The organism is Streptomyces altiplanensis, from assembly GCF_053591575.1.
This window is the reverse complement of the sequence record NZ_JBSFUB010000065.1, coordinates 22,382-42,834: the sequence shown is the minus strand read 5'-3', so window position 1 is coordinate 42,834 and position 20,453 is coordinate 22,382. Positions and strand designations below refer to the sequence as shown.

19 protein-coding genes and 1 riboswitch are annotated in these 20,453 nt (G+C 68.9%); of the genes, 15 read left to right on the top strand and 4 right to left on the bottom strand.

Going from position 1 to position 20,453, the window contains the following annotated elements; genetic code table 11:
* The first annotated feature begins 195 nt into the window (after nucleotides 1-195).
* The 10 genes from ACWD0Y_RS24920 (at nucleotide 196) to ACWD0Y_RS24875 (ending at nucleotide 10,178) form a co-directional block, all read left to right on the top strand.
* Nucleotides 196-804, top strand: a complete 609-nt coding sequence (locus ACWD0Y_RS24920) for a CDP-alcohol phosphatidyltransferase family protein (RefSeq protein ID WP_450262538.1) — start codon at nucleotides 196-198, stop codon at nucleotides 802-804.
* Between the two features lie 117 nt (nucleotides 805-921).
* Nucleotides 922-3,417, top strand: coding sequence for a sugar phosphate nucleotidyltransferase (locus ACWD0Y_RS24915; protein WP_450262537.1), 2,496 nt, complete (start codon nucleotides 922-924; stop codon nucleotides 3,415-3,417).
* A 97-nt stretch (nucleotides 3,418-3,514) separates the two neighbouring features.
* The gene (locus ACWD0Y_RS24910; protein ID WP_450262536.1) at nucleotides 3,515-4,435 is read left to right on the top strand and encodes a DUF881 domain-containing protein; all 921 of its coding nucleotides are present in this window, start codon (nucleotides 3,515-3,517) and stop codon (nucleotides 4,433-4,435) included.
* Complete coding sequence (locus ACWD0Y_RS24905; protein ID WP_023543062.1) at nucleotides 4,432-4,764, top strand: small basic family protein; 333 nt, start codon at nucleotides 4,432-4,434, stop codon at nucleotides 4,762-4,764. The genes ACWD0Y_RS24910 and ACWD0Y_RS24905 overlap by 4 nt, the downstream gene beginning before the upstream one ends.
* Before the next feature lie 5 nt (nucleotides 4,765-4,769).
* Nucleotides 4,770-5,561 (top strand): DUF881 domain-containing protein, encoded by a 792-nt coding sequence (locus ACWD0Y_RS24900; RefSeq protein ID WP_450262535.1) that lies wholly within the window; start codon nucleotides 4,770-4,772, stop codon nucleotides 5,559-5,561.
* Nucleotides 5,562-5,643: 82 nt separating this feature from the next.
* Entirely contained in the window at nucleotides 5,644-6,600 is a 957-nt protein-coding gene (locus ACWD0Y_RS24895) for an FHA domain-containing protein (RefSeq protein WP_450262540.1), read from the top strand.
* 17 nt (nucleotides 6,601-6,617) lie between these two features.
* A complete protein-coding gene (gene ftsR, locus ACWD0Y_RS24890) occupies nucleotides 6,618-7,361 on the top strand; it encodes a transcriptional regulator FtsR (RefSeq protein WP_450262534.1) in 744 nt (247 codons plus the stop codon).
* A 53-nt stretch (nucleotides 7,362-7,414) separates the two neighbouring features.
* Nucleotides 7,415-7,888 (top strand): bifunctional nuclease family protein, encoded by a 474-nt coding sequence (locus tag ACWD0Y_RS24885; RefSeq protein WP_006123076.1) that lies wholly within the window; start codon nucleotides 7,415-7,417, stop codon nucleotides 7,886-7,888.
* A 167-nt stretch (nucleotides 7,889-8,055) separates the two neighbouring features.
* The gene (locus ACWD0Y_RS24880; RefSeq protein ID WP_093801955.1) at nucleotides 8,056-8,676 is read left to right on the top strand and encodes a MerR family transcriptional regulator; all 621 of its coding nucleotides are present in this window, start codon (nucleotides 8,056-8,058) and stop codon (nucleotides 8,674-8,676) included.
* 68 nt (nucleotides 8,677-8,744) lie between these two features.
* A complete protein-coding gene (locus tag ACWD0Y_RS24875; RefSeq protein ID WP_450262533.1) occupies nucleotides 8,745-10,178 on the top strand; it encodes a DNA polymerase IV in 1,434 nt (477 codons plus the stop codon).
* On the opposite strand, the gene ACWD0Y_RS24870 is transcribed toward ACWD0Y_RS24875, so the two are convergent.
* Nucleotides 10,106-10,471 carry a PRC-barrel domain-containing protein gene (locus ACWD0Y_RS24870; protein WP_450262532.1) on the bottom strand — a complete coding sequence of 122 codons (366 nt, stop codon included), beginning with the start codon at nucleotides 10,469-10,471 and terminating at the stop codon, nucleotides 10,106-10,108. The two genes, ACWD0Y_RS24875 and ACWD0Y_RS24870, sit on opposite strands and share 73 nt — an antisense overlap.
* Before the next feature lie 115 nt (nucleotides 10,472-10,586).
* Nucleotides 10,587-10,683, top strand: a riboswitch (glycine riboswitch).
* A 235-nt stretch (nucleotides 10,684-10,918) separates the two neighbouring features.
* On the opposite strand from ACWD0Y_RS24870, the gene gcvP reads away from it, so the two are divergent.
* On the top strand, nucleotides 10,919-13,804 hold the full coding sequence (gene gcvP, locus ACWD0Y_RS24865; protein WP_450262531.1) for an aminomethyl-transferring glycine dehydrogenase: 2,886 nt from the start codon (nucleotides 10,919-10,921) through the stop codon (nucleotides 13,802-13,804).
* Between the two features lie 114 nt (nucleotides 13,805-13,918).
* Here the strand turns inward: gcvP and ACWD0Y_RS24860 are convergent, their stop codons facing one another.
* Together ACWD0Y_RS24860 and ACWD0Y_RS24855 are read right to left on the bottom strand one after the other, a co-directional pair.
* Entirely contained in the window at nucleotides 13,919-14,116 is a 198-nt protein-coding gene (locus ACWD0Y_RS24860; RefSeq protein ID WP_450262530.1) for a DUF5999 family protein, read from the bottom strand.
* Nucleotides 14,117-14,446: 330 nt separating this feature from the next.
* Nucleotides 14,447-15,049 carry a hypothetical protein gene (locus ACWD0Y_RS24855; protein ID WP_450262529.1) on the bottom strand — a complete coding sequence of 201 codons (603 nt, stop codon included), beginning with the start codon at nucleotides 15,047-15,049 and terminating at the stop codon, nucleotides 14,447-14,449.
* A 496-nt stretch (nucleotides 15,050-15,545) separates the two neighbouring features.
* On the opposite strand from ACWD0Y_RS24855, the gene ACWD0Y_RS24850 reads away from it, so the two are divergent.
* Nucleotides 15,546-17,054, top strand: a complete 1,509-nt coding sequence (locus tag ACWD0Y_RS24850) for a glutamate-cysteine ligase family protein (RefSeq protein ID WP_450262528.1) — start codon at nucleotides 15,546-15,548, stop codon at nucleotides 17,052-17,054.
* A gap of 244 nt (nucleotides 17,055-17,298) precedes the next feature.
* Complete coding sequence (locus tag ACWD0Y_RS24845; protein ID WP_450262539.1) at nucleotides 17,299-18,099, top strand: CPBP family intramembrane glutamic endopeptidase; 801 nt, start codon at nucleotides 17,299-17,301, stop codon at nucleotides 18,097-18,099.
* Between the two features lie 76 nt (nucleotides 18,100-18,175).
* On the opposite strand, the gene ACWD0Y_RS24840 is transcribed toward ACWD0Y_RS24845, so the two are convergent.
* Nucleotides 18,176-18,991, bottom strand: coding sequence for a PhzF family phenazine biosynthesis protein (locus tag ACWD0Y_RS24840; RefSeq protein WP_450262527.1), 816 nt, complete (start codon nucleotides 18,989-18,991; stop codon nucleotides 18,176-18,178).
* Nucleotides 18,992-19,129: 138 nt separating this feature from the next.
* On the opposite strand from ACWD0Y_RS24840, the gene ACWD0Y_RS24835 reads away from it, so the two are divergent.
* A complete protein-coding gene (locus tag ACWD0Y_RS24835; protein ID WP_450262526.1) occupies nucleotides 19,130-19,720 on the top strand; it encodes a PadR family transcriptional regulator in 591 nt (196 codons plus the stop codon).
* 170 nt (nucleotides 19,721-19,890) lie between these two features.
* Nucleotides 19,891-20,421, top strand: coding sequence for a Clp protease N-terminal domain-containing protein (locus ACWD0Y_RS24830; protein ID WP_450262525.1), 531 nt, complete (start codon nucleotides 19,891-19,893; stop codon nucleotides 20,419-20,421).
* The last annotated feature ends 32 nt before the right edge of the window (nucleotides 20,422-20,453 follow it).

The following is a 20,453-nucleotide window of genomic DNA, read 5'->3' as shown; positions in this document are numbered from 1 at the left end:
GCGCCGATGGTACTGCAGGGGGGACCCTGTGGGAGAGTAGGACACCGCCGAACAATTATTGTGGGAAAGCCCCGCACCTCCTGGTGCGGGGCTTTCCTGCGTTCCGGGGCCGTCTGTACCCCTCCGCATCTGCCGGCTGTGAGTGCGGGTAAGGTCAGGGGGCATCATTGGCACGTTTCCACAGGAGGCCCCCGGGTGGAGGTCCAGGAGACCCGCGTTCAGACGGACCGGGTGCTCACCATCCCGAACATCCTCAGCATGGCTCGCCTCGTCGGCGTGCCATTGTTTCTGTGGCTGATCCTCCTGCCCGTGTTCGGTGGGCCCAAGAGTGACGGCTGGGCATTGCTGGTGTTGATGCTCAGCGGTATCAGCGACTATCTCGACGGGAAGCTCGCCCGCCGCTGGAATCAGATCAGTAAGCTCGGACGACTGCTCGACCCGGCTGCCGACCGGCTGTACATCCTTTCCACCCTGCTCGGTCTCACGTGGCGCGAAATCCTGCCACTGTGGCTCACCGCCGCCCTATTGGCCCGTGAGCTGATGCTTCTGGTGATGGTGGGCATCCTTCGCAAGCACGGCTATCCGCCGCCACAGGTCAACTTCCTGGGGAAGGCCGCCACCTTCAACCTCATGTATGCGTTCCCGTTGCTGCTTCTCAGTGACGGAAACGGGTGGCTGCCGTCACTGGCTGCTATTTTCGGATGGGCGTTCGCCGGATGGGGTACAACTCTGTATTGGTGGGCAGGAATCCTCTACGTGGTTCAGGTCCGCCGACTGGTGAAGGCGGAGACCGCGGCCGATTGAGCCTGCCGATTACGGCGCAGCCCAAGTGCCTGATTGTCTGTGCATGATGCCTCTAGGGCAGCCCCGGCTGGGCGAAGTCGGTTAGACCGTCGTCTCTTCGAGGAGGAATTTTCCGACATGAAGGCCGTCGTGATGGCTGGTGGCGAGGGCACTCGCCTTCGCCCCATGACCTCGAGCATGCCCAAGCCGCTCCTGCCGGTCGCCAATCGGCCGATCATGGAGCACGTGCTACGGCTGCTCAAGCGGCATGGGCTCAATGAGACCGTCGTGACCGTGCAGTTCCTGGCTTCGCTCGTCAAGAACTACTTCGGTGACGGCGAAGAGCTTGGGATGGAGCTCACCTATGCCAATGAGGAGAAGCCACTCGGCACTGCCGGCAGTGTGAAGAATGCCGAGGAAGCATTGAAGGACGATGCATTCCTTGTCATTTCGGGTGATGCCCTCACGGACTTCGACCTCACCGACCTGATCAGATTCCACAAGGAGAAGGGCGCACTGGTCACGGTGTGCCTGACCCGGGTGCCGAACCCTCTGGAGTTCGGCATCACGATCGTGGACGAGGAAGGGAAGGTCGAACGGTTCCTGGAGAAGCCCACGTGGGGGCAGGTCTTCTCGGACACCGTGAATACGGGCATTTATGTCATGGAGCCCGAGGTGTTCGACTATGTCGAGGCCGATGTCTCTGTCGACTGGTCGGGTGACGTCTTCCCTCAGCTGATGAAGGAAGGCAAGCCGATCTACGGCTACGTCGCCGAGGGCTACTGGGAGGACGTGGGCACGCACGAGAGCTACGTCAAGGCTCAGGCCGACGTCCTGGAGGGCAAGGTCGATGTGGATCTCGACGGTTTCGAGATCTCTCCCGGAGTCTGGGTGGCGGAGGGTGCCGAAGTGCACCCGGACGCGGTGCTGCGGGGGCCGCTCTACATCGGTGACTACGCCAAGGTCGAGGCCGGCGTGGAGCTCCGGGAGCACACGGTCGTAGGGTCCAATGTCGTCGTCAAGAGCGGGGCGTTCCTCCATCGGGCCGTCGTGCACGACAACGTCTACATCGGTCAGCACAGCAACCTGCGCGGCTGTGTGATCGGAAAGAACACCGACATCATGCGGGCCGCGCGGATCGAGGACGGCGCCGTCATCGGGGACGAGTGCCTCGTCGGTGAGGAATCGATTGTTCAGGGCAATGTGCGGGTCTATCCGTTCAAGACCATCGAGGCCGGCGCCTTCGTCAATACCTCGGTGATCTGGGAGTCGCGAGGGCAGGCGCATCTCTTCGGAGCGCGTGGTGTCTCCGGCATTCTGAACGTGGAGATCACCCCCGAGCTGGCGGTGCGCCTCGCGGGTGCCTATGCCACCACGCTCAAGAAGGGGGCGACGGTCACCACCGCGCGTGACCATTCACGTGGTGCGCGTGCGCTGAAGCGGGCGGTGATCTCGGCGCTTCAGGCGAGCGCCATCGACGTACGCGATCTGGAGAATGTGCCGCTGCCGGTGGCGCGTCAGCAGACGGCGCGTGGCAGCGCCGGCGGAATCATGATCCGTACGACTCCGGGTGTGCCGGACTCCGTCGACATCATGTTCTTCGACGAGCGTGGCGCGGACCTGTCGCAGGCCGGACAGCGCAAGCTCGACCGGGTGTTTGCCCGGCAGGAGTACCGGCGGGCCTTTCCCGGTGAGATCGGCGACCTGCACTTCCCGGCCAGTGTCTTCGACTCCTATACCGGGTCGTTGTTGCGGAACCTGGATGTCACGGGTATCGCCGAATCGGGGCTCAAGGTCGTCGTCGACGCTTCCAACGGAAGTGCCGGTCTTGTGCTGCCGAGCCTGCTGGGACGGCTCGGGGTCGACGCGCTGACCATCAATCCTGGACTCGACGAATCCAGGCCGACGGAGACAGCGGACTCTCGCCGTTCCGGCCTTGTGCGGCTCGGTGAGATCGTCGCTTCGGCGCGGGCCGCCTTCGGAGTGCGGTTCGACCCGGTGGGTGAGCGCTTGTCGCTCGTCGACGAGCGCGGACGGATCATCGAGGACGACCGGGCGCTTCTGGTGATGCTCGATCTGGTCGCAGCTGAACGGCGCAGTGGGCGGGTCGCGCTGCCCGTGACCACCACGAGGATCGCTGAGCAGGTCGCGGCGTATCACGGAACGCAGGTGGACTGGACGACCACGTCGCCGGACGACCTGACACGAGTGGGCCGTGAAGAGTCCACCATCTTCGGTGGCGACGGGCGCGGTGGCTTCATCGTTCCCGAGTTCAGCAGCGTCTTCGACGGCTCCGCCGCCTTCGTGCGGCTGATCGGGCTGGTGGCCCGAACCCAGCTCACGCTGAGCCAGATCGACGCGCGGATACCGCGAGCCCATGTGCTGCGACGGGATCTGGCCACACCATGGGCGGTGAAGGGCCTCGTCATGCGCCGTGTGGTCGAGGCCGCGGGAGAGCGGTTCGTGGACACGACCGACGGTGTACGTGTGGTCGAGGCGGACGGCCGATGGGTGATGGTGCTGCCCGATCCGGCGGAGGCTGTCACTCATTTGTGGGCCGAGGGGCCTGATGACGATTCGGCCCAGGCGTTGCTCGACGAGTGGGCCGCAGTCGTGGACAGCGCAGGTCACTGAGGTGTGACCGGTGTGCCGGACGGTGTTGTCACACTCCGTCCGGCACATCGGTGGGGCCATTCGGCGGTAACAGCTCCGACGTGCGACGATGTGCGGCATGTCGCAGCAGTCCCCTGATCGGAGCAGTTCTCCTCCACCTCGGCGCCCCGACGCGTCCATGTCACTGCTGACGAATGTGATGGACCACAGCCTCGACGACGGGTACGCGGAGGCGGCGGCCCGCAGGAAGGCCGACGGCAGCGCGGGGATGCCACGCACGCTGCGCGCGAAGCTCGGGCTGGCCGCTGGCCTTGTGCTGGCCGCCCTGGTCGTCACCGTTGGTGCCGCACAGGCGCGGATCGCGGCACCGGTCGTCGCGAAGGAACGTGAAGAGCTCATCGACCGTGTCGAGGCGGAGACCTCCGCGGCCGACGAGCTGGAGCAGAACGTCGAAAAGCTCCGGGCCGATGTGGGGGAACGGCAGCGGAAGGCGCTTCAGGAACACGGTGGTGACCAAGGCGGGCCGGTCACTCTGCTGTCCGGAGCGACGGCTCTGCAAGGGCCGGGGGTGAAGCTCGTCGTGGACGATGCCAAGGACACCGACCAGGGCGGCGGCGGTCCGCGGGAGAGCACGAGCTTCTCCGATACGGGTCGATTGCGGGACCGGGACATGCAGAGGGTCGTCAATGGTCTGTGGTCCTCGGGCGCCGAGGCTGTGGCCATCAACGGGCAGCGACTGACCTCCCTGTCGGCGATCCGTGCCGCCGGCGACGCCATACTGGTCGACAACAGACCGCTGGTGCCTCCGTACACGGTACTGGCGGTGGGGGACGGACGGCGGTTGAGTACCGATTTCCAAAACAGTGCCGATGGTCAGTACCTGCATGTGCTGCAGGAGAACTACGGCATCAGGACAAGCATTTCCGCTCAGGACGAGGTCCGGCTTCCTGCCGCGCCGAGCCTGATCATACGTACAGCAGAGCCGCTGGCCGGGGGCGCCGGGAAAGGCGTGGCCAACACAGGGAAGGGCACATCGTGATCGCCGTACTGGGCCTCGTCGTGGGAGTCGTGGTCGGACTGTTGGTCCGGCCCGAGGTGCCGGCGGTCGTCGAGCCGTACCTGCCGATCGCCGTCGTCGCGGCCCTCGACGCGGTCTTCGGTGGTCTGCGGGCCATGCTTGACGGAATTTTCGTCGACAAGGTCTTCGTGGTGTCCTTCCTGTCGAACGTCGTGGTGGCGGCGTTGATCGTGTTCCTGGGTGACAAGTTGGGCGTCGGCGCGCAGCTGTCCACGGGTGTGGTTGTGGTGTTCGGCATCCGGATCTTCTCCAACGCGGCGGCGATTCGCCGTCACGTGTTCCGGGCGTGAGGCAGATGAGTACGGAAGACAGCCCCCAGCAGGGCGAAGAAGAAGTGCGGGCTCAGGAGCCGGTGGCGCAGCGGCCCTCGACAGGGCGTCAGCGATTGATCGCGGGTCTGTGGCCTCCGCGCGTCACGCGGGCGCAACTCGTCGTCGCGCTGCTGCTGTTCGTGCTCGGGCTCGGGCTCGCGATCCAGGTCAGGTCGAACAGCGACGACAGCGCGCTGCGGGGAGCGCGCCAGGAGGATCTGGTGCGCATCCTGGACGAACTGGACGATCGTACGCAACGGCTCGAGGACGAGAAGCAGAAGCTCGACGACCAGAAGACAGAGCTGGAGAACAGCTCGGACCAGGCGGAAGAGGCCCGTAAGCAGACGCTGGAGAAGGAACGTCAGCTCGGTGTGCTGGCCGGTACGGTGGCGGCGCAGGGGCCCGGGATCACGCTGACGATCACGGACCCGCACTCCACGGTCGAGGCCGACATGCTGCTGGACGCGATCCAGGAACTGCGGGCGGCAGGCGCGGAAGCGATCCAGATCAATGACGTCAGGGTGGTCGCGGACACGTACTTCTCCGACAGCGACGGCGGCATCCAGGTGGACGGACAGAAGGTCGGCGCGCCGTACCGCTTCGAGGTGATCGGCAAGCCGCAGGACCTGGAGCCCGCGCTCAACATCCCCGGCGGTGTGGTGCAGACGCTGGAGAAGGAGCAGGCCATCGCTACTGTCGCCCGCTCGGAGAAGATCGTCGTGGATGCCTTGCGACCGGCGAAGCGGCCTGACTACGCTCGGTCGTCACCGCAGTGAGGCGGGGGCGAATGGGAGTACCGGGACAAGGGCATGAGGTTGCGGGGGGTCGGCGCACCGAAGGCATGGTGCGTGGTGGAAACTGTTTGGTGGATACGGACGTTGTGAAGATGTCCGGTTCGGCAGGTGTGTTCATTCAGGGTTCGTCCTGCCCCACGGGCGGGTCTGTTTCAGTCAAGGGGAATCGCCCGTGAAGTTGTTTGCGAAGTTGTTCGGCAAGAGTGCACGCGAGGACAGTGCGAACAGCACCGCCCGCCACCGTGCTCCGCGTGGTGGAGAAGCTGAGGAGCAGGGCGGTGAGCGCCCGCTCTTCCGGGACGAGGTCACTGGTCCAGGTGGTGACATTTCGGGCGGTCGGGGCGCGTCGGCTGTTGACCCCACCGGTCCTGGCCGCATAGGTTTCGGGGAATCGTCAGCCTCAAGTACGGGTGGAGAGTTTGCCTCCGATCCGTACGCATCCCATGCCCGTGAGGGGCAGCCGCGGCAGGAGGGTCCGTCCATGTCGGCCTTGCCGGTTTGTACGAGGTGCGGGCATCGCAATGCCGAGGCCAGTCGTTTCTGTTCCAACTGCGGAGCGCCGCTGCGGCCCGGAGTCGCCGCCGAGCGTCCCTCGGAGACGACGTCGACAATCTCCATTTCAGGGCTCGAGGCGTACGAGGCGGAAGTGACGGGGCAAACTGCTCTTCCCTCGCTCTCGCCCGAGGCCCAGGCGGCCGTCGACGCCCTTCCGCTGGGTGCGGCGCTGCTGGTGGTGCGACGCGGTCCGAATTCGGGCAGCCGCTTCCTCCTGGACGGTGAGCTGACCACGGCCGGCAGGCACCCGCAGAGCGACATCTTCCTCGACGACGTGACCGTCTCACGGCGTCATGTGGAATTCCGTCGGGGTGCTGACGGCGGATTCACCGTCTCGGATGTCGGCAGTCTCAACGGCACCTACGTCAATCGGGAGCGGATCGACTCGGTTCCGCTGTCGAACGGCGACGAGGTGCAGATCGGTAAGTACCGGCTGGTCTTCTACGCGAGCCAGCGGGCCATCTGACCCGTACGGGAAGGTCCATGCTGCGAACACTGACGGGCGGTGCCGGAGACGGCACCGCCACCGCAGGCGGTCGGCTGGTGAGTATCGGCACCGTGCTGAACCTGTTGCGCGACGAGTTTCCCGAGGTCACCATCTCCAAGATTCGTTTTCTGGAGACCGAGGGACTTGTCGAACCGCAGCGGACACCCTCCGGATACCGCAAATTCAGCCCGGACGACATCGAGCGGCTGGCCCAGGTGCTGCGTATGCAGCGCGACTACTATCTTCCGCTCAAGGTCATCCGCGAGCATCTCGAAGCGCTGGAGCGCGGTGAGCAGGTGCAGCTTCCGTCTGCCGGCGGGCCGCGTGACGTGCACGACGGCTCGCCGGAGGTCGAGGCCGACCGCCCGGCCACAGTGCGGATCGGCCGCGCGGAGTTCCTGGCCGCCGCCGAGGTCGGCGAGAAGGAGCTCGAGGAGTGGGAGTCGTACGGCCTGATCTCGTCCCTGCCGGGTGGCGGGTACGACGCCGATGCCGTCACGGTGGCCAAGCTCGTCGCCGACCTGGGACGTTTCGGCCTGGAGCCGCGGCATCTGCGAGCGGTGAAAGCGGCGGCGGACCGGGAGGCCGGCCTGGTCGAGCAGGTCGTCGCTCCGCTGCGCCGGCACCGGAATCCGCAGACCAGAGCGCATGCGGAGGCCACGACCAAGGAGCTCGCGGAGCTGTCCGTCCGGCTCCATTCGGCCCTCATCCAGACGGCTCTCGGCGTACGGCTGCACTGAGCATGGGGGAGCCCGACTACCCAAACCTGCCAGGCACGTCCTAGGGTTGCTGTGTGAACGAGCTCGACGTCGTAGGTGTCCGGGTGGAAATGCCCTCGAACCAACCGATCGTGCTCCTGCGTGAAGTGGGAGGCGATCGGTACCTCCCCATCTGGATCGGGCCGGGGGAGGCGACCGCGATCGCCTTTGCCCAGCAGGGGATGGCCCCTGCCAGGCCGCTGACCCATGATCTCTTCAAGGATGTACTCGAAGCGGTCGGCCAGGAGCTCACCGAAGTCCGCATCACCGACCTGCGGGAAGGGGTCTTCTACGCTGAACTGGTCTTTGCCAGTGGAGTCGAGGTCAGTGCGAGGCCTTCGGACGCCATAGCGCTGGCACTGCGCACCGGAACGCCGATCTACGGCAGCGACGGCGTGCTGGACGACGCCGGTATCGCGATTCCCGACGAGCAGGAGGACGAGGTGGAGAAGTTCCGTGAGTTCCTCGACCAGATCTCTCCTGAGGACTTCGGGACCAACAGCCAGTGAGCCGTGCACCAGGGGCCGTCCGCGCATTCGAGTAGCCTTTCCCCGGAGTGGGGCACGGGAAACCACTCTCAGGGTGATTATCACTCGGCGTGCCGAGTGTGGCGATCGTTGACGCACCCCGGGTGACTGCCTACCGTCGACAGGGCAGGTCAAGGACGGAGGTCGGCGTGAGAAGCAGCGGCGACGGTACGGTGGCGGGCGGGCCGTATCCGCTTCACGGCAGTGCGGTCGGCCCTCTGGCGGGGCGGCAGAGCGTGACGTCGGCCATGGGCGGGACAGCGGCGGCCGACAGCACGGAGAGCATCGGGTACCGGGGGCCGACCGCGTGCGCGGCGGCTGGTATCACGTACCGGCAGCTTGACTACTGGGCACGCACGGGGCTGGTCGAGCCGAGCGTGCGGCCCGCTTACGGGTCGGGTACGCAGCGTCTCTACAGCTTTCGCGACGTCGTCGTCCTCAAGATCGTCAAGCGGTTCCTGGACACCGGTGTCGCACTGCAGAACATCCGCGCCGCCGTCCAGCACCTGCGGGCCCGCGGGTTCCAGGACCTCGAGCGGATGACGCTCATGAGTGACGGTGCGACGGTGTACGAGTGCTCGTCGCCCGACGAGGTCGTCGAACTTCTCCAGGGCGGGCAGGGCGTGTTCGGGATCGCCGTGGGCGTGGTCTGGCGGGACGTGGAGAGCGCGCTGTCCCAGCTGCACGGCGAGCGCGTCGACACGGGCGAGACGCTGGTGGGCCACAACCCCACCGACGAGCTCGCCCGGCGCCGCAACAAGGCGGTCTGACGGGCGGTCCGGCCTCCTGCCGTGCTGCCGGCCGCCGATTGTCAGTGCCGTACGGCAGCATCGGTGGTGTGAGATCCGCGCCCACCATCCTGCATCTCGACATGGATGCCTTCTACGCCGCCGCAGAGCAGGCGGCGAAGCCGAGTCTGCGCGGAAAGCCCGTGGTGGTCGGCGGTATCGGAACCCGCGGGGTCGTCGCCACTGCCTCGTACGAAGCCAGGCGCTTCGGGGTGCACTCCGCGATGCCGGTGGCCCAGGCACGCCGGCTGTGCCCGAACGCCGCCTATCTGATGCCGCGCTTCTCCCTCTACCGTGCCGTGAGCGAACAGGTCATGGAACTCCTCGGCCGGCTCTCCCCGCTGGTGGAGCCGCTGAGCCTCGACGAGGCCTTCGTCGACCTGGAGGCGGGCGGGGTGGCCGACGACTCGGCCTCCGCCCGCAGGGCCGGAGAGCGGCTGCGGACGGACATCCGGGCGGTCACGGGGCTCACGGGGTCAGTGGGGCTCGCGGGCTCCAAGATGCTCGCGAAGATCGCGTCGGAGCAGGCCAAGCCGGACGGGCTGACGCTCATAGAGCCGGGCACCGAGCGCGAGCTGCTGGGGCCGATGCCCGTACGGACACTGCCGGGGGTCGGGCCTGCGACCGGGGAGCACCTTCGGCGGGCGGGGATGACGGCCGTCGTCGACCTGGTGGAAGCGGGCGAGGACGAGCTCGTACGGCTGCTGGGGAAGGCGCACGGGGTCTCGCTGTACCGGATGGCCGTCGGGCACGACGACCGGCCCGTGGTGGCCGAGCGGGACGCGAAATCGGTGTCGGTCGAGGACACCTTCGAGGTGGACCTGCATGACCGGGTCAGGATCAGGACCGAAGTGGTCCGGCTGTCCGACCGGTGTGTGCAGCGGTTGCGGACGGCCGGGCGGTCGGGCAGGACGGTGGTCCTCAAGGTGCGGAGGTACGACTTCTCGACGCTGACGCGTTCCGAGACGCTGCGTGGGCCGACGGACGACCCGGCGGTGGTGCGGGAGGCCGCAGGGCGGCTGCTGGAGTCCGTGGACACCACGGGCGGGGTGCGGCTGCTCGGGGTGGGGGTCACCGGGCTCGCCGACTTCACGCAGGAGGACCTTTTCGCCCAGGCGGCCGGTGAGCGGGCGCAGGCGGAGTCGCAGTCGGCGGAAGAAGCCGTGGAGGCGGATCCGGGCGGCGGCGGGGCGCCGGTGCCCGAGGCGCCGCCGGAGCGCCGGTGGCTGGCCGGGCAGGACGTGCGGCACGCCGTGTACGGAGCGGGATGGGTGCAGGGCAGCGGGGTCGGGAGGGTCACCGTGCGGTTCGAGGAGCCGACGTCGGCGCCCGGGCGGGTGCGGACCTTCAAGGTGGACGATCCGGATCTGGTGCCGTCGGATCCGCTCCCGCTGGTGAGGGCGGCCGGGGATCAGGCGGGGTCGTCTCCGGCCAGCCGGCCGAAGTCCCGGTCGGGGGCGGGGGAGGCGACGTCGAGCCCGTAGTGGTGGTAGAGCTGGAGTTCCTGCTCGGGGGAGAGGTGGCGGCCGACGCCGAAGTCCGGGGCGTCCTTGATCAGCGCGCGGTCGTAGGGGACGCGGAGGGAGTCGTTCACGACCGTGCTGGGTTCCAGGGGGACGAAGGCGTCGCGGCCGAAGAGGCCGGTGCGTACGGCTGCCCATTCGGGCACTCCCGTGGCGTCGTCGAGGTACACCTCGTCCACCGTTCCGATCTTGTTGCCGTTGCGGTCGAACGCCTTGCGGCCGATCAGACTGCGCGGATCGATGTCGGTCTGCACGGTCCCTCCAACTGATCGCAGCTGCTCCGTAAGACCCTACGAAAGTGCACAACTGTGGACTCGGCCACTCGAGGGATCCGCGACGAGGCTCGCTGGTAGGCTGGCAAATGGCTGCTGACCCCGTGCGGGAGAGTCTCCGGTGAACATGCCGGGGACGCCGAAGGAGCAAATCCTCCCCGGAATCTCTCAGGCCCCCGTACCGCACGGACGAGGTCACTCTGGAAAGCAGGGCGGGCGTCGGACGGGCATGTGCTGGAGAAGAGCACAGCACCTGTTGCGGCTCCCTTCCTCACCGACGGTGAAAGCCGGAACGACCCTCGGCGTCAGCGACGTCCGTACGGTCTTCCGGTGAAGCTCTCAGGTTGAGATGACAGAGGGGGAGGCCGTCCGGGTACCCGTGCCGTGGTGCCCCTCGCAGGTCGCGTCAGACCAGGAGGCCTTCCGCAGATGACCGCAAACCGCATTCCGCTCTCACAGCTTGAGCGTGGCATCCCCTTCGAGCAGCGCCACATCGGGCCCGATGCCGGAGCTCAGGCCAAGATGCTCGCCCAGGTCGGTTACGGCTCGCTCGACGAGCTGACCGCGGCCGCGGTGCCGGACGTCATCAAGAGCGCCGAGGCGCTCGGGCTGCCCGACGCCCGCACGGAGGCCGAGGTCCTGGCCGAGCTGCGTACGCTCGCGGACCGCAACCAGGTGCTCGCCCCGATGATCGGGCTCGGCTACTACGGCACCTTCACGCCGCCGGTGATCCTGCGCAACGTCATGGAGAACCCGGCCTGGTACACGGCGTACACGCCCTACCAGCCGGAGATCTCGCAGGGCCGCCTGGAGGCGCTGCTCAACTTCCAGACGATGGTCGCCGACCTGACCGGTCTGCCGACCTCGGGCGCCTCGCTGCTCGACGAGGGCACCGCGGCCGCCGAGGCCATGGCGCTCTCGCGCCGCGTCGGCAAGGTCAAGAACGGCGTCTTCCTGATCGACTCGGACACGCTGCCGCAGACCGTGGCCGTCATCCGGACGCGTGCGGAGCCGACCGGGGTCGACGTCGTCGTCGCTGATCTGTCCGGAGGCATTCCGGCCGAGGCCGCCGAGCGTGGTGTCTTCGGTGTGCTGCTTCAGTACCCGGGCGCCTCGGGCGCCGTACGGGACATCAAGCCCGTCATCGAGCAGGCGCACGAGCTCGGTGCGATCGTCACCGTCGCCGCCGACCTGCTGGCGCTGACGCTGCTGACCTCGCCCGGCGAGCTCGGCGCGGACATCGCGGTGGGCACCACCCAGCGCTTCGGCGTCCCGATGGGCTTCGGCGGCCCGCACGCCGGGTTCATGGCCGTACGCGAGAAGTTCGCGCGCAGCCTGCCGGGGCGGCTCGTGGGTGTCTCCGTAGACGCCGACGGCAACAAGGCGTACCGGCTGGCGCTCCAGACGCGTGAGCAGCACATCCGCCGGGAGAAGGCCACCAGCAACATCTGCACCGCGCAGGTGCTGCTCGCGGTCATGGCCGGGATGTACGCCGTCTACCACGGCCCCGACGGGCTGCGCGGCATCGCGCGCCGCACGCACCGCTACGCGACGCTGCTCGCCGAGGGCCTGCGGGCCGGCGGGGTCGAGGTCGTGCACGGCTCGTACTTCGACACGCTGACCGCGCGGGTCCCGGGCAGGGCGGCCGACGTCGTCGCCGCGGCCCGTGAGGGCGGGGTCAACCTGTACCTGGCCGATGCCGACCACGTCTCCATGGCCTGCGACGAGACGACGGGCCGCGCGCAGATCGCCGCGGTCTGGGCGGCCTTCGGGGTCGACGCCGACATCGAGGCGCTCGACGCGCAGGCGGCCGACGCGCTGCCCGAGGGTCTGCTGCGGACCGACGAGGTCCTCACGCACCCCGTCTTCCACCAGCACCGCTCCGAGACCGCGATGCTGCGCTACCTGCGCAAGCTCGCCGACCGCGACTACGCGCTCGACCGCGGCATGATCCCGCTCGGCTCCTGCACGATGAAGCTGAACGCGACCACCGAGATGGAGCCGGTCACCTGGCCCGAGTTCGGGGCGGTCCACCCCTTCGCGCCGGTCGAGCAGGCGCAGGGGTACCTGACGCTCATCCGGGAGCTGGAGGAGCGGCTGGCCGAGGTCACCGGGTACGACGCGGTGTCGATCCAGCCGAACGCCGGTTCGCAGGGCGAGCTCGCGGGCCTGCTGGCGGTACGGGCGTACCACCGGGCCAACGGCGACGACCAGCGCACGGTCTGCCTGATCCCGTCGTCCGCGCACGGCACCAACGCGGCGAGCGCGGTCATGGCCGGCATGAAGGTCGTCGTCGTCAAGACCCGTGAGGACGGCGAGGTCGACGTCGAGGACCTGCACGCCAAGATCGAGCAGTACCGCGACGAGCTGTCGGTGCTGATGATCACCTACCCGTCCACGCACGGGGTGTTCGAGGAGCACGTCGCCGACATCTGCGCGACGGTGCACGAGGCCGGCGGTCAGGTCTACGTCGACGGCGCCAACCTCAACGCGCTGGTCGGGCTCGCCAAGCCGGGCAAGTTCGGCGGCGACGTCTCGCACCTGAACCTGCACAAGACCTTCTGCATCCCGCACGGCGGCGGCGGCCCCGGCGTCGGTCCGGTCGGTGTCCGGGCCCACCTGGCGCCGTACCTGCCGAACCACCCGCTCCAGCCGACGGCCGGCCCGGAGACGGGCGTGGGGCCCATCTCGGCCGCCCCGTGGGGCTCGGCGGGCATCCTGCCGATCTCGTGGGCGTACGTCCGCCTGATGGGCGGCGAGGGGCTCAAGCGCGCCACGCAGGTCGCCGTGCTCGCGGCGAACTACATCGCCAAGCGGCTGGAGCCGCACTACCCCGTGCTCTACACCGGCCCCAACGGGCTGGTGGCGCACGAGGCCATCGTCGACCTGCGGCCGCTGTCGAAGGCGACGGGCGTCAGTGTGGACGACATCGCCAAGCGCCTCATCGACTACGGCTTCCACGCGCCGACCATGTCGTTCCCGGTGGCGGGGACGCTGATGATCGAGCCGACCGAGAGCGAGGACCTGGCGGAGATCGACCGGTTCTGCGACACGATGATCGCCATTCGCGCGGAGATCGAGAAGGTCGCGTCGGGCGAGTGGCCCGCGGACGACAACCCGCTGCGCAACGCGCCGCACACGGCGGCCGCGCTGGGCGGCGAGTGGGAGCACGCGTACAGCCGTGAGGTGGCGGTCTTCCCGGCCGGGGTGTCGGCCCCGGACAAGTACTGGCCGCCGGTGCGCCGGATCGACGGCGCGTTCGGTGACCGCAACCTCGTCTGCTCGTGCCCGCCGCTGGACGCGTACGACAACTGACGGGCGCGGTAACGGCGCAGGGGCGCGAACAAGCGCCGGGGCCGGTTCGGAGATTCCTCCGGGCCGGCCCCTCGTCGTATCGCCGTACGGCCGTGATCCGGCGTACGGGCCGGGCTACGCGGCCCTGACGACGTCCAGCGGGCGGTGCGGGGCGATGATCTGGCCGTCCGGCAGCAGCTCACCGGTGTCCTCGAAGACGAGAACTCCGTTGCACAGCAGGCTCCAGCCCTGCTCCGGATGGTGTGCCACGAGACGGGCGGCTTCCCGATCGGCGGATTCGGCGGTCGGGCAGGCTGGCTTGTGCTGGCACATGGAAGGGTTCTTTCGCTGCGTTGTGGTGAGTGTCCTGCGGCTCGATGCGGTGCTCATGGCCGCCCCCCGTATCAGTCGGTCCGGTCCCAGTGTTGCCCTACGGGCGTCGATCCGCAGGGATTTCACGGCAGCTCTCCTTACTGATTAATGACGCATCACCCGTGCGGGCGGTTCAGCCCAACCGGGGCGTATCTTCGGGTGGTTCGGGGTGGCCGGTACGGGCTAGTCCGGATGGGCCAGCACTGTGCCCCGTGCCGGGGCGGGCACGGGGCACAGTGGACGTGGAAGGTGTCGCGAGGAGCTCGCGGGGGCTGGTGTGTGGCGCTGTCGTCAGGCGGACTGGCTGAGGAGCGGGGCGTCCGACGGCGGCGTGAGCCGGTGGGTCAGCAGCGGCAGCAGGTCGGCGACCCGGTGCGGGCGGTGCGAGGCGATGCCGGGCGGGGCGGGCGCCAGGGGCACGAGCAGGTCCGCCGGCAGCGGCATCGTGTCGGAGGCGTCGGTGTGTGCTTCAGGGCCGTCGTGCAGCCACAGGGTGAGCATGTAGAGCTCCGGCACGGACAGCAGGCGGGGCTGGTAGCGCGTCGTCATCGTCTCGGCCTGACGCAGCGCGCGCTCGCTGGAGGTGATGTACGGGCCCTCGCAGAAATGGGAGAAGGCCCACCCGTCGGGGGTGAGCATGCTGTCGGCGGCGGCCACCGTGCGGTCGCCGCTGCGGATCAGGAACCGCCAGCCGGTCAGCCGGGTGCGCAGCGGCATGCCGGAGGGAATGATCCCGTCCAGGACGTGGACGGGAAGAGGGAACTCGGGGCTCAGGGGTCCCTGGGCCGTACGGAGGGCCGCGGGACGGGCCTCCCGGACGGCGGTGGGGGAACCGAGTGCCGCGAGGACGCTGCGCAGGGCGGGCGCGGGAGCCGGGGGGACAAGCAGCGGCATGGTGGGTCGCCTCTCACTTGGGAGACACGGTGATGCGTGGGCAGTGCGGACGGCGCTGTCTGCGTGTGATGCAGGTGCGGGGTCAGAGGGGGGCCGTGGGGCGATGGCCGGGGCGCCAACTCTCTGCCTCGTCTGCGGAGTTTATACGAGACGTGTTCACATGGTGTTTCAGCTAGCGGTCTTCGGTATTGCAGGCAAGGCTGTATCAAGACCTTTTTCTGGGGAGAATCTACCCATTCAGCGGGAGCGCAGGCCTGTGGCCTGGAAAGTTCCGGCGGAAGCGGTAGGCCGGAAATCATCGGATTTTTTCACCGGCAGCGGAGGGCTGGTATCTGCTTTCTGCCGCATGCCGAGTGAATGTGCCGCTGGGCTTCTCCGCCGAGAGTACCCGGTCCTCGGCAGCCGCGGGACGTTACGGATCAGCATGTCTGGGCATCATCGATCGTGACGTGAATGCCCGATGCTGTGAGCCGCCCACTCGAGGAGGGGTACTTCGATGGGGGAGAAGGTCGTAGCAGGCGGGTTCGATCTGTCGGACCGGCAGCGGTACCGGAGGAAACTCCAGCAGTGCCTGGAGGGGCTGGAGCGGCTGCTGGCGGAGAAGCGCTTCGACCGTCCCAGGAACCTCATGGGGCTGGAGATCGAGCTCAATCTCGCCGGAGCCGACGGGATGCCGGCGATGGTGAACGCGGAGGTCCTCGACCGGATCGCCAGCAGTGATTTCCAGACCGAACTCGGAATGTTCAATCTGGAAGTGAATATTGTTCCGCACCGGCTGGGAGGCCACGTCTTCGATCAGCTGGCAGAGGAGTTGCGCACCAGCCTGGGGTATGCCGACAGAAAGGCGCGGGAGGTCGCCGCGGGCATTGTGATGATCGGAATTCTGCCGACACTCGGGCGTCATGATCTGGTTTCGGCGAACCTCTCCGACATCGACCGCTACCAGCTGCTCAATGATCAGATCGTCGCCGCGCGGGGCGAGGACTTCACCCTCGATATCGCCGGCGTGGAGCGTTTGACCTGTACCTTCGCCTCCATTACGCCCGAAGCGGCCTGCACCTCCGTGCAGTTGCACCTCCAGGTCACGCCGAACCGGTTCGCGGACGTGTGGAACGCGGCCCAGGCGGTCGCGGCGGTGCAGATAGCCGTGGGCGCCAACTCGCCGTTCCTCTTCGGGCGCGAGCTGTGGCGCGAGTCGCGGCCGCCTCTCTTCCAGCAGGCCACCGACACCCGCCCGCCGGAGCTGAAGGCCCAGGGCGTACGGCCCAGGACGTGGTTCGGCGAGCGGTGGGTGGATTCGGCGTACGAGCTCTTCGAGGAGAACGTGCGCTACTTCCCGGCCCTCCTGCCGATATGCGACGACGAGGACCCGCTCCTGGTGCTCGACGACGGCGGGGTGCCGCGGCTCCAGGAGCTGGTGCTGCACAACGGAACGGTCTACCGCTGGAACCGGCCCGTGTACGGGCTGGTCGACGGCGTACCGCATCTGCGGGTCGAGAACAGGGTGCTGCCCGCGGGGCCGACGGTGACCGATGTGATCGCCAACGCGGCCTTCTACTACGGGCTGGTCCGGGCTCTCGCCGAGGACGCGCGGCCGGTGTGGAAGCGGCTTCCCTTCGAGGCCGCGGAGGAGAACTTCGACGCGGCCTGCCGCCACGGCATCGACGCGGAGATCGTCTGGCCGAAGCCGGGACGGGCGAACGGGACCGCGCGGGTGCCGGCCGTCAGGCTCGTACGGGAGGAGCTGCTGCCGCTGGCCGCGGCCGGGCTCGACGCCTGGGGCATCGAGCCCGCGGACCGCGACTACTACCTCGGCATCATCGAGCAGCGGTGCAGGCGGCGCGTGAACGGTGCCTCCTGGCAGGTGGACACGTACCACCGAGCCCTGGAGGCCGGTCTGGAGCGCGAAGCCGCGCTGGCCGCCACCACCCGCCGCTACAGCGAGCTGATGCACCGGGGCGATCCGGTGCACACCTGGCCGGTGGGATTCCCCGGACGGGCCTGAGAGGACGCCCGGCCGCCCCGGCCCGCCTCCTCGCCGGCCGGGTGCCGGGTGGGCCGTCGCCGCCGCCCGGGACGCGCCGGGCCCGCGGTACGGGGCCGGGTCCTGGACCTGGTGCCGTCCGCCGCCGCGCCGTCGGGCAAGCTGTGACGTCCCAGGGCCTGTCACGCGCGGTCTCCGTGCCCGCGTCCGAGGCCCTGGCGGGCGGAGCCGGTGATGCGGCGGGATGGCCGAACTGGAGGCTGGTGTGCAGGCAGAGGCGGGGCGGGTGGCCGGTTCTCATCCCGGGCAGGGGGTGACGCCGCGGATCCTCCGTACCGAGGTTCTGGTCGTTCTCGCGCTCTCGCTGGGCGCGAGCGCGGTGTCGTCCCTGATCAGTTTTGTCGGAGCGCTCACGAAACCGGGCGCGCTCAAGGACCAGGCGGCGCAGCTCAACGGGTCGTACACACCGGGGCGGCCGTGGCTGGACCTCGCCTGGCAGCTGTTCGGAATCACGTCGGCGCTGGTGCCCGTGGCGCTGGTTGCGTACCTGCTGATGCGGGAGGGCGCGGGGCTGCGCGCGATCGGGTTCGACCGCACGCGGCCGTGGCCGGACCTGGGGCGGGGTGTGCTGGTCGCGGCGGGCATCGGCAGCGCGGGGCTCGCCTTCTACCTGGCCGCCACCGAGTCGGGGTTCAACCTCACGGTGGTGCCGGAATCGCTGCCCTCGGTGTGGTGGAAGTTTCCCGTGCTGATCCTGTCCGCGATGCAGAACTCCGTGCTGGAGGAAGTCATCGTCGTCGGGTACCTGCTGCGCAGGCTCGATCAGCTGGGGTGGTCGCCGGTGGCGGCTCTGGCGGCGAGTTCGGTGCTGCGCGGCTCGTACCACCTGTACCAGGGGATCGGCGGCTTCATCGGCAACATGGTGATGGGCGCGGTCTTCGTGCTGCTGTACCGGCGCTGGGGACGGGTCGGGCCGCTGGTCGTGGCCCACACGCTGCTCGATGTCGGGGCCTTCGTCGGGTACGCGCTGCTGGCGGGCAGAGTGGGATGGCTGCCGACTGCTTGAGGACGTGAGGAGGGGCGCACCGGATTTCCGTTCCGTACGGGAGTTCCGGTACGCCCCCTTCGGGCTGCCGGCGCTGTCAGGCGAGCAGCTCGCCGTCGACGACGGTGACGGCCCCGCCGGTCAGCAGGGTGCGGTCGCCGCGCAGTGACGTGGCGACGAGGCCGGAGCGGGCGGAGGCCTGGAGGCCGGTCAGCTCGTCGCGGCCGAGGCGGGCTGACCAGAACGGGGCGAGGGCCGTGTGCGCGCTGCCGGTCACCGCGTCCTCGTCGATGCCGACCCGGGGGAAGAAGCAGCGCGAGACGAAGTCGTAGCCGCGGGAGGGGTCTTCGGCGGCGGCCGTGGCGATGATGCCGCGCCTGGAGTGGGCCACGAGGGCGGCGAAGTCGGGTGCGAGTGCCCGTACGGCCGACTCGTCGGCCAGCTCGACCAGCAGGTCGCCGATGTGCGGCCCGGTGTCGTGGGCCGAGAGGATCCCGGCGCCCAGAGCCTTGCTCACGCCGTCGGGGACGGGTGCCTCGGTGAGCGGCGCGGTCGGGAAGTCGAGGGTGTAGGCGCCGCTCTCCCGCACGGTGGTGGCCAGCATGCCGCAGCGTGCCGAGAAGCGGACGGTGCCGGTCGCGGTGCCCGTGGTGTGCAGCACGTGGGCGGTGGCCAGGGTGGCGTGGCCGCACATGTCCACCTCGGTGGCGGGGGTGAACCAGCGCAGCGCCCAGTCGGCGTCGCCGCCGGCGGGGAGCGGGTGGGCGAAGGCGGTCTCGGGATGGTTCACCTCGGCCGCCACCCGCTGGAGCCAGGCGTCGTCGGGGAAGCCGCCGGAGTCCAGCAGCAGGACTCCGGCCGGATTTCCGGCGAAGGGACGGTCGGTGAAGGCGTCGACGATTCGAATCCGCATGGCCATGAACGTAGCGGCGGGGCAAAGCCGCAGGCCAAGTCCAATTTCGTACGAATGGCTCTTTAATGCTTGGCGGAAGAGTCCTTTCGATATATCGTTGAAGCATCGCGACAGGTCACCGATGGAAGGAGCGCGGCGATGCGTTCACATGGACACGGACATGGAGACTGCGGACCCGGCCATCGCGGCCGGGGCGACTTCGAGGGGCGGCGCGCGGCGTTCGGTCCCTTCGGGCCGCCGTTCGGCGGGCCGTGGGGTGGCGGACGCGGCCGGGGCGGACCGCGGGGCCGGGCGCGGCGCGGCGACGTACGCGCGTCGATCCTGGCGCTGCTGGCGGACCGGCCCATGCACGGCTACGAGATGATCCAGGAGATCGGCGAGCGCAGCGGCGGGGCCTGGCGGCCGAGCCCCGGCTCGGTCTACCCGACGCTCCAGCTGCTCGAGGACGAAGGGCTGATCGTCAGCGAGAGCGAGGGCGGCAAGAAGCTGTTCACCCTCACCGACGCGGGGCGCACGGAGGCGGAGGCCGGGCCGCAGGCGCCGTGGGAGGAAGCGGGGCGCGGCATCGACTGGGAGAACGTGAACGAGATCCGGCAGGCCGGGTTCGGGCTGATGGAGGCGTTCGGCCAGGTCTGGAAGACCGGATCGGCCGAGCAGCGGCAGAAGGCCCTCGCCGTCATCAACGAGTCCCGCAAGAAGCTCTACCTGATCCTTGCCGACGAGGACTGAGGAGACGGGAAACCCCGGTGTCCCGCATCGGGTTGTCCGGGTTTCCCTGTTCTCATCCGTTCTCATCCGTAAGGAGGAGGACTCGCAGGGGGTTGCCCACCTTCTGTCGGATGTGCAAATGCTCCCCGCCGGGGATGCCGCCGACGGCGGCGGCTGATGAGGTGGGAGGTGTGCAAAGCCGTACCCCACGGGTTCCTCGGGAGTCCGCCCCCTCCTGCGCAGACATCGAAGCCGGGCTCACCGCGGAGCTCGCCTCGGTGGTCGCGGGTGCGCGCAGGCGGGCGCTGCGGGACGGCGACCGGCAGATCGACACCGCGCATCTGCTGCACTCGGTGATCGAGACCGACCCCGAGGTCAGGGCCGCGTTCGACGGCGGCCCGCAGGTCGCCAGGGTGCTCGGTTACCTCGTGCAGCGCAGCATCGGTTACGGGCTGCGCTGGCAGGGGGCGGTGGAGGGCTCCGGCGCGGTTCCCACGGCGGGGGGCACCGGCGTGGCGGGCTGGTCGCCCGCCGCTGTCGCGGCCATGGAGGGGGCGCTGGGGCGTGCCGCGACGCGCGGCGACCGGCGCGCCTGCGGCCTCGACCTGCTCGCCGTGCTCGCCGCGGAGCCCGACTGCCGCGCGGTCGAAGTGCTCCGGCGGGCCGGTGTCGACACGGAGCTGCTGGCGGGGCGCCTCCACGGAGGATCTCGACAGGTGTGACCGGGATGAGGCTCCTGACGTCACCTGGCATG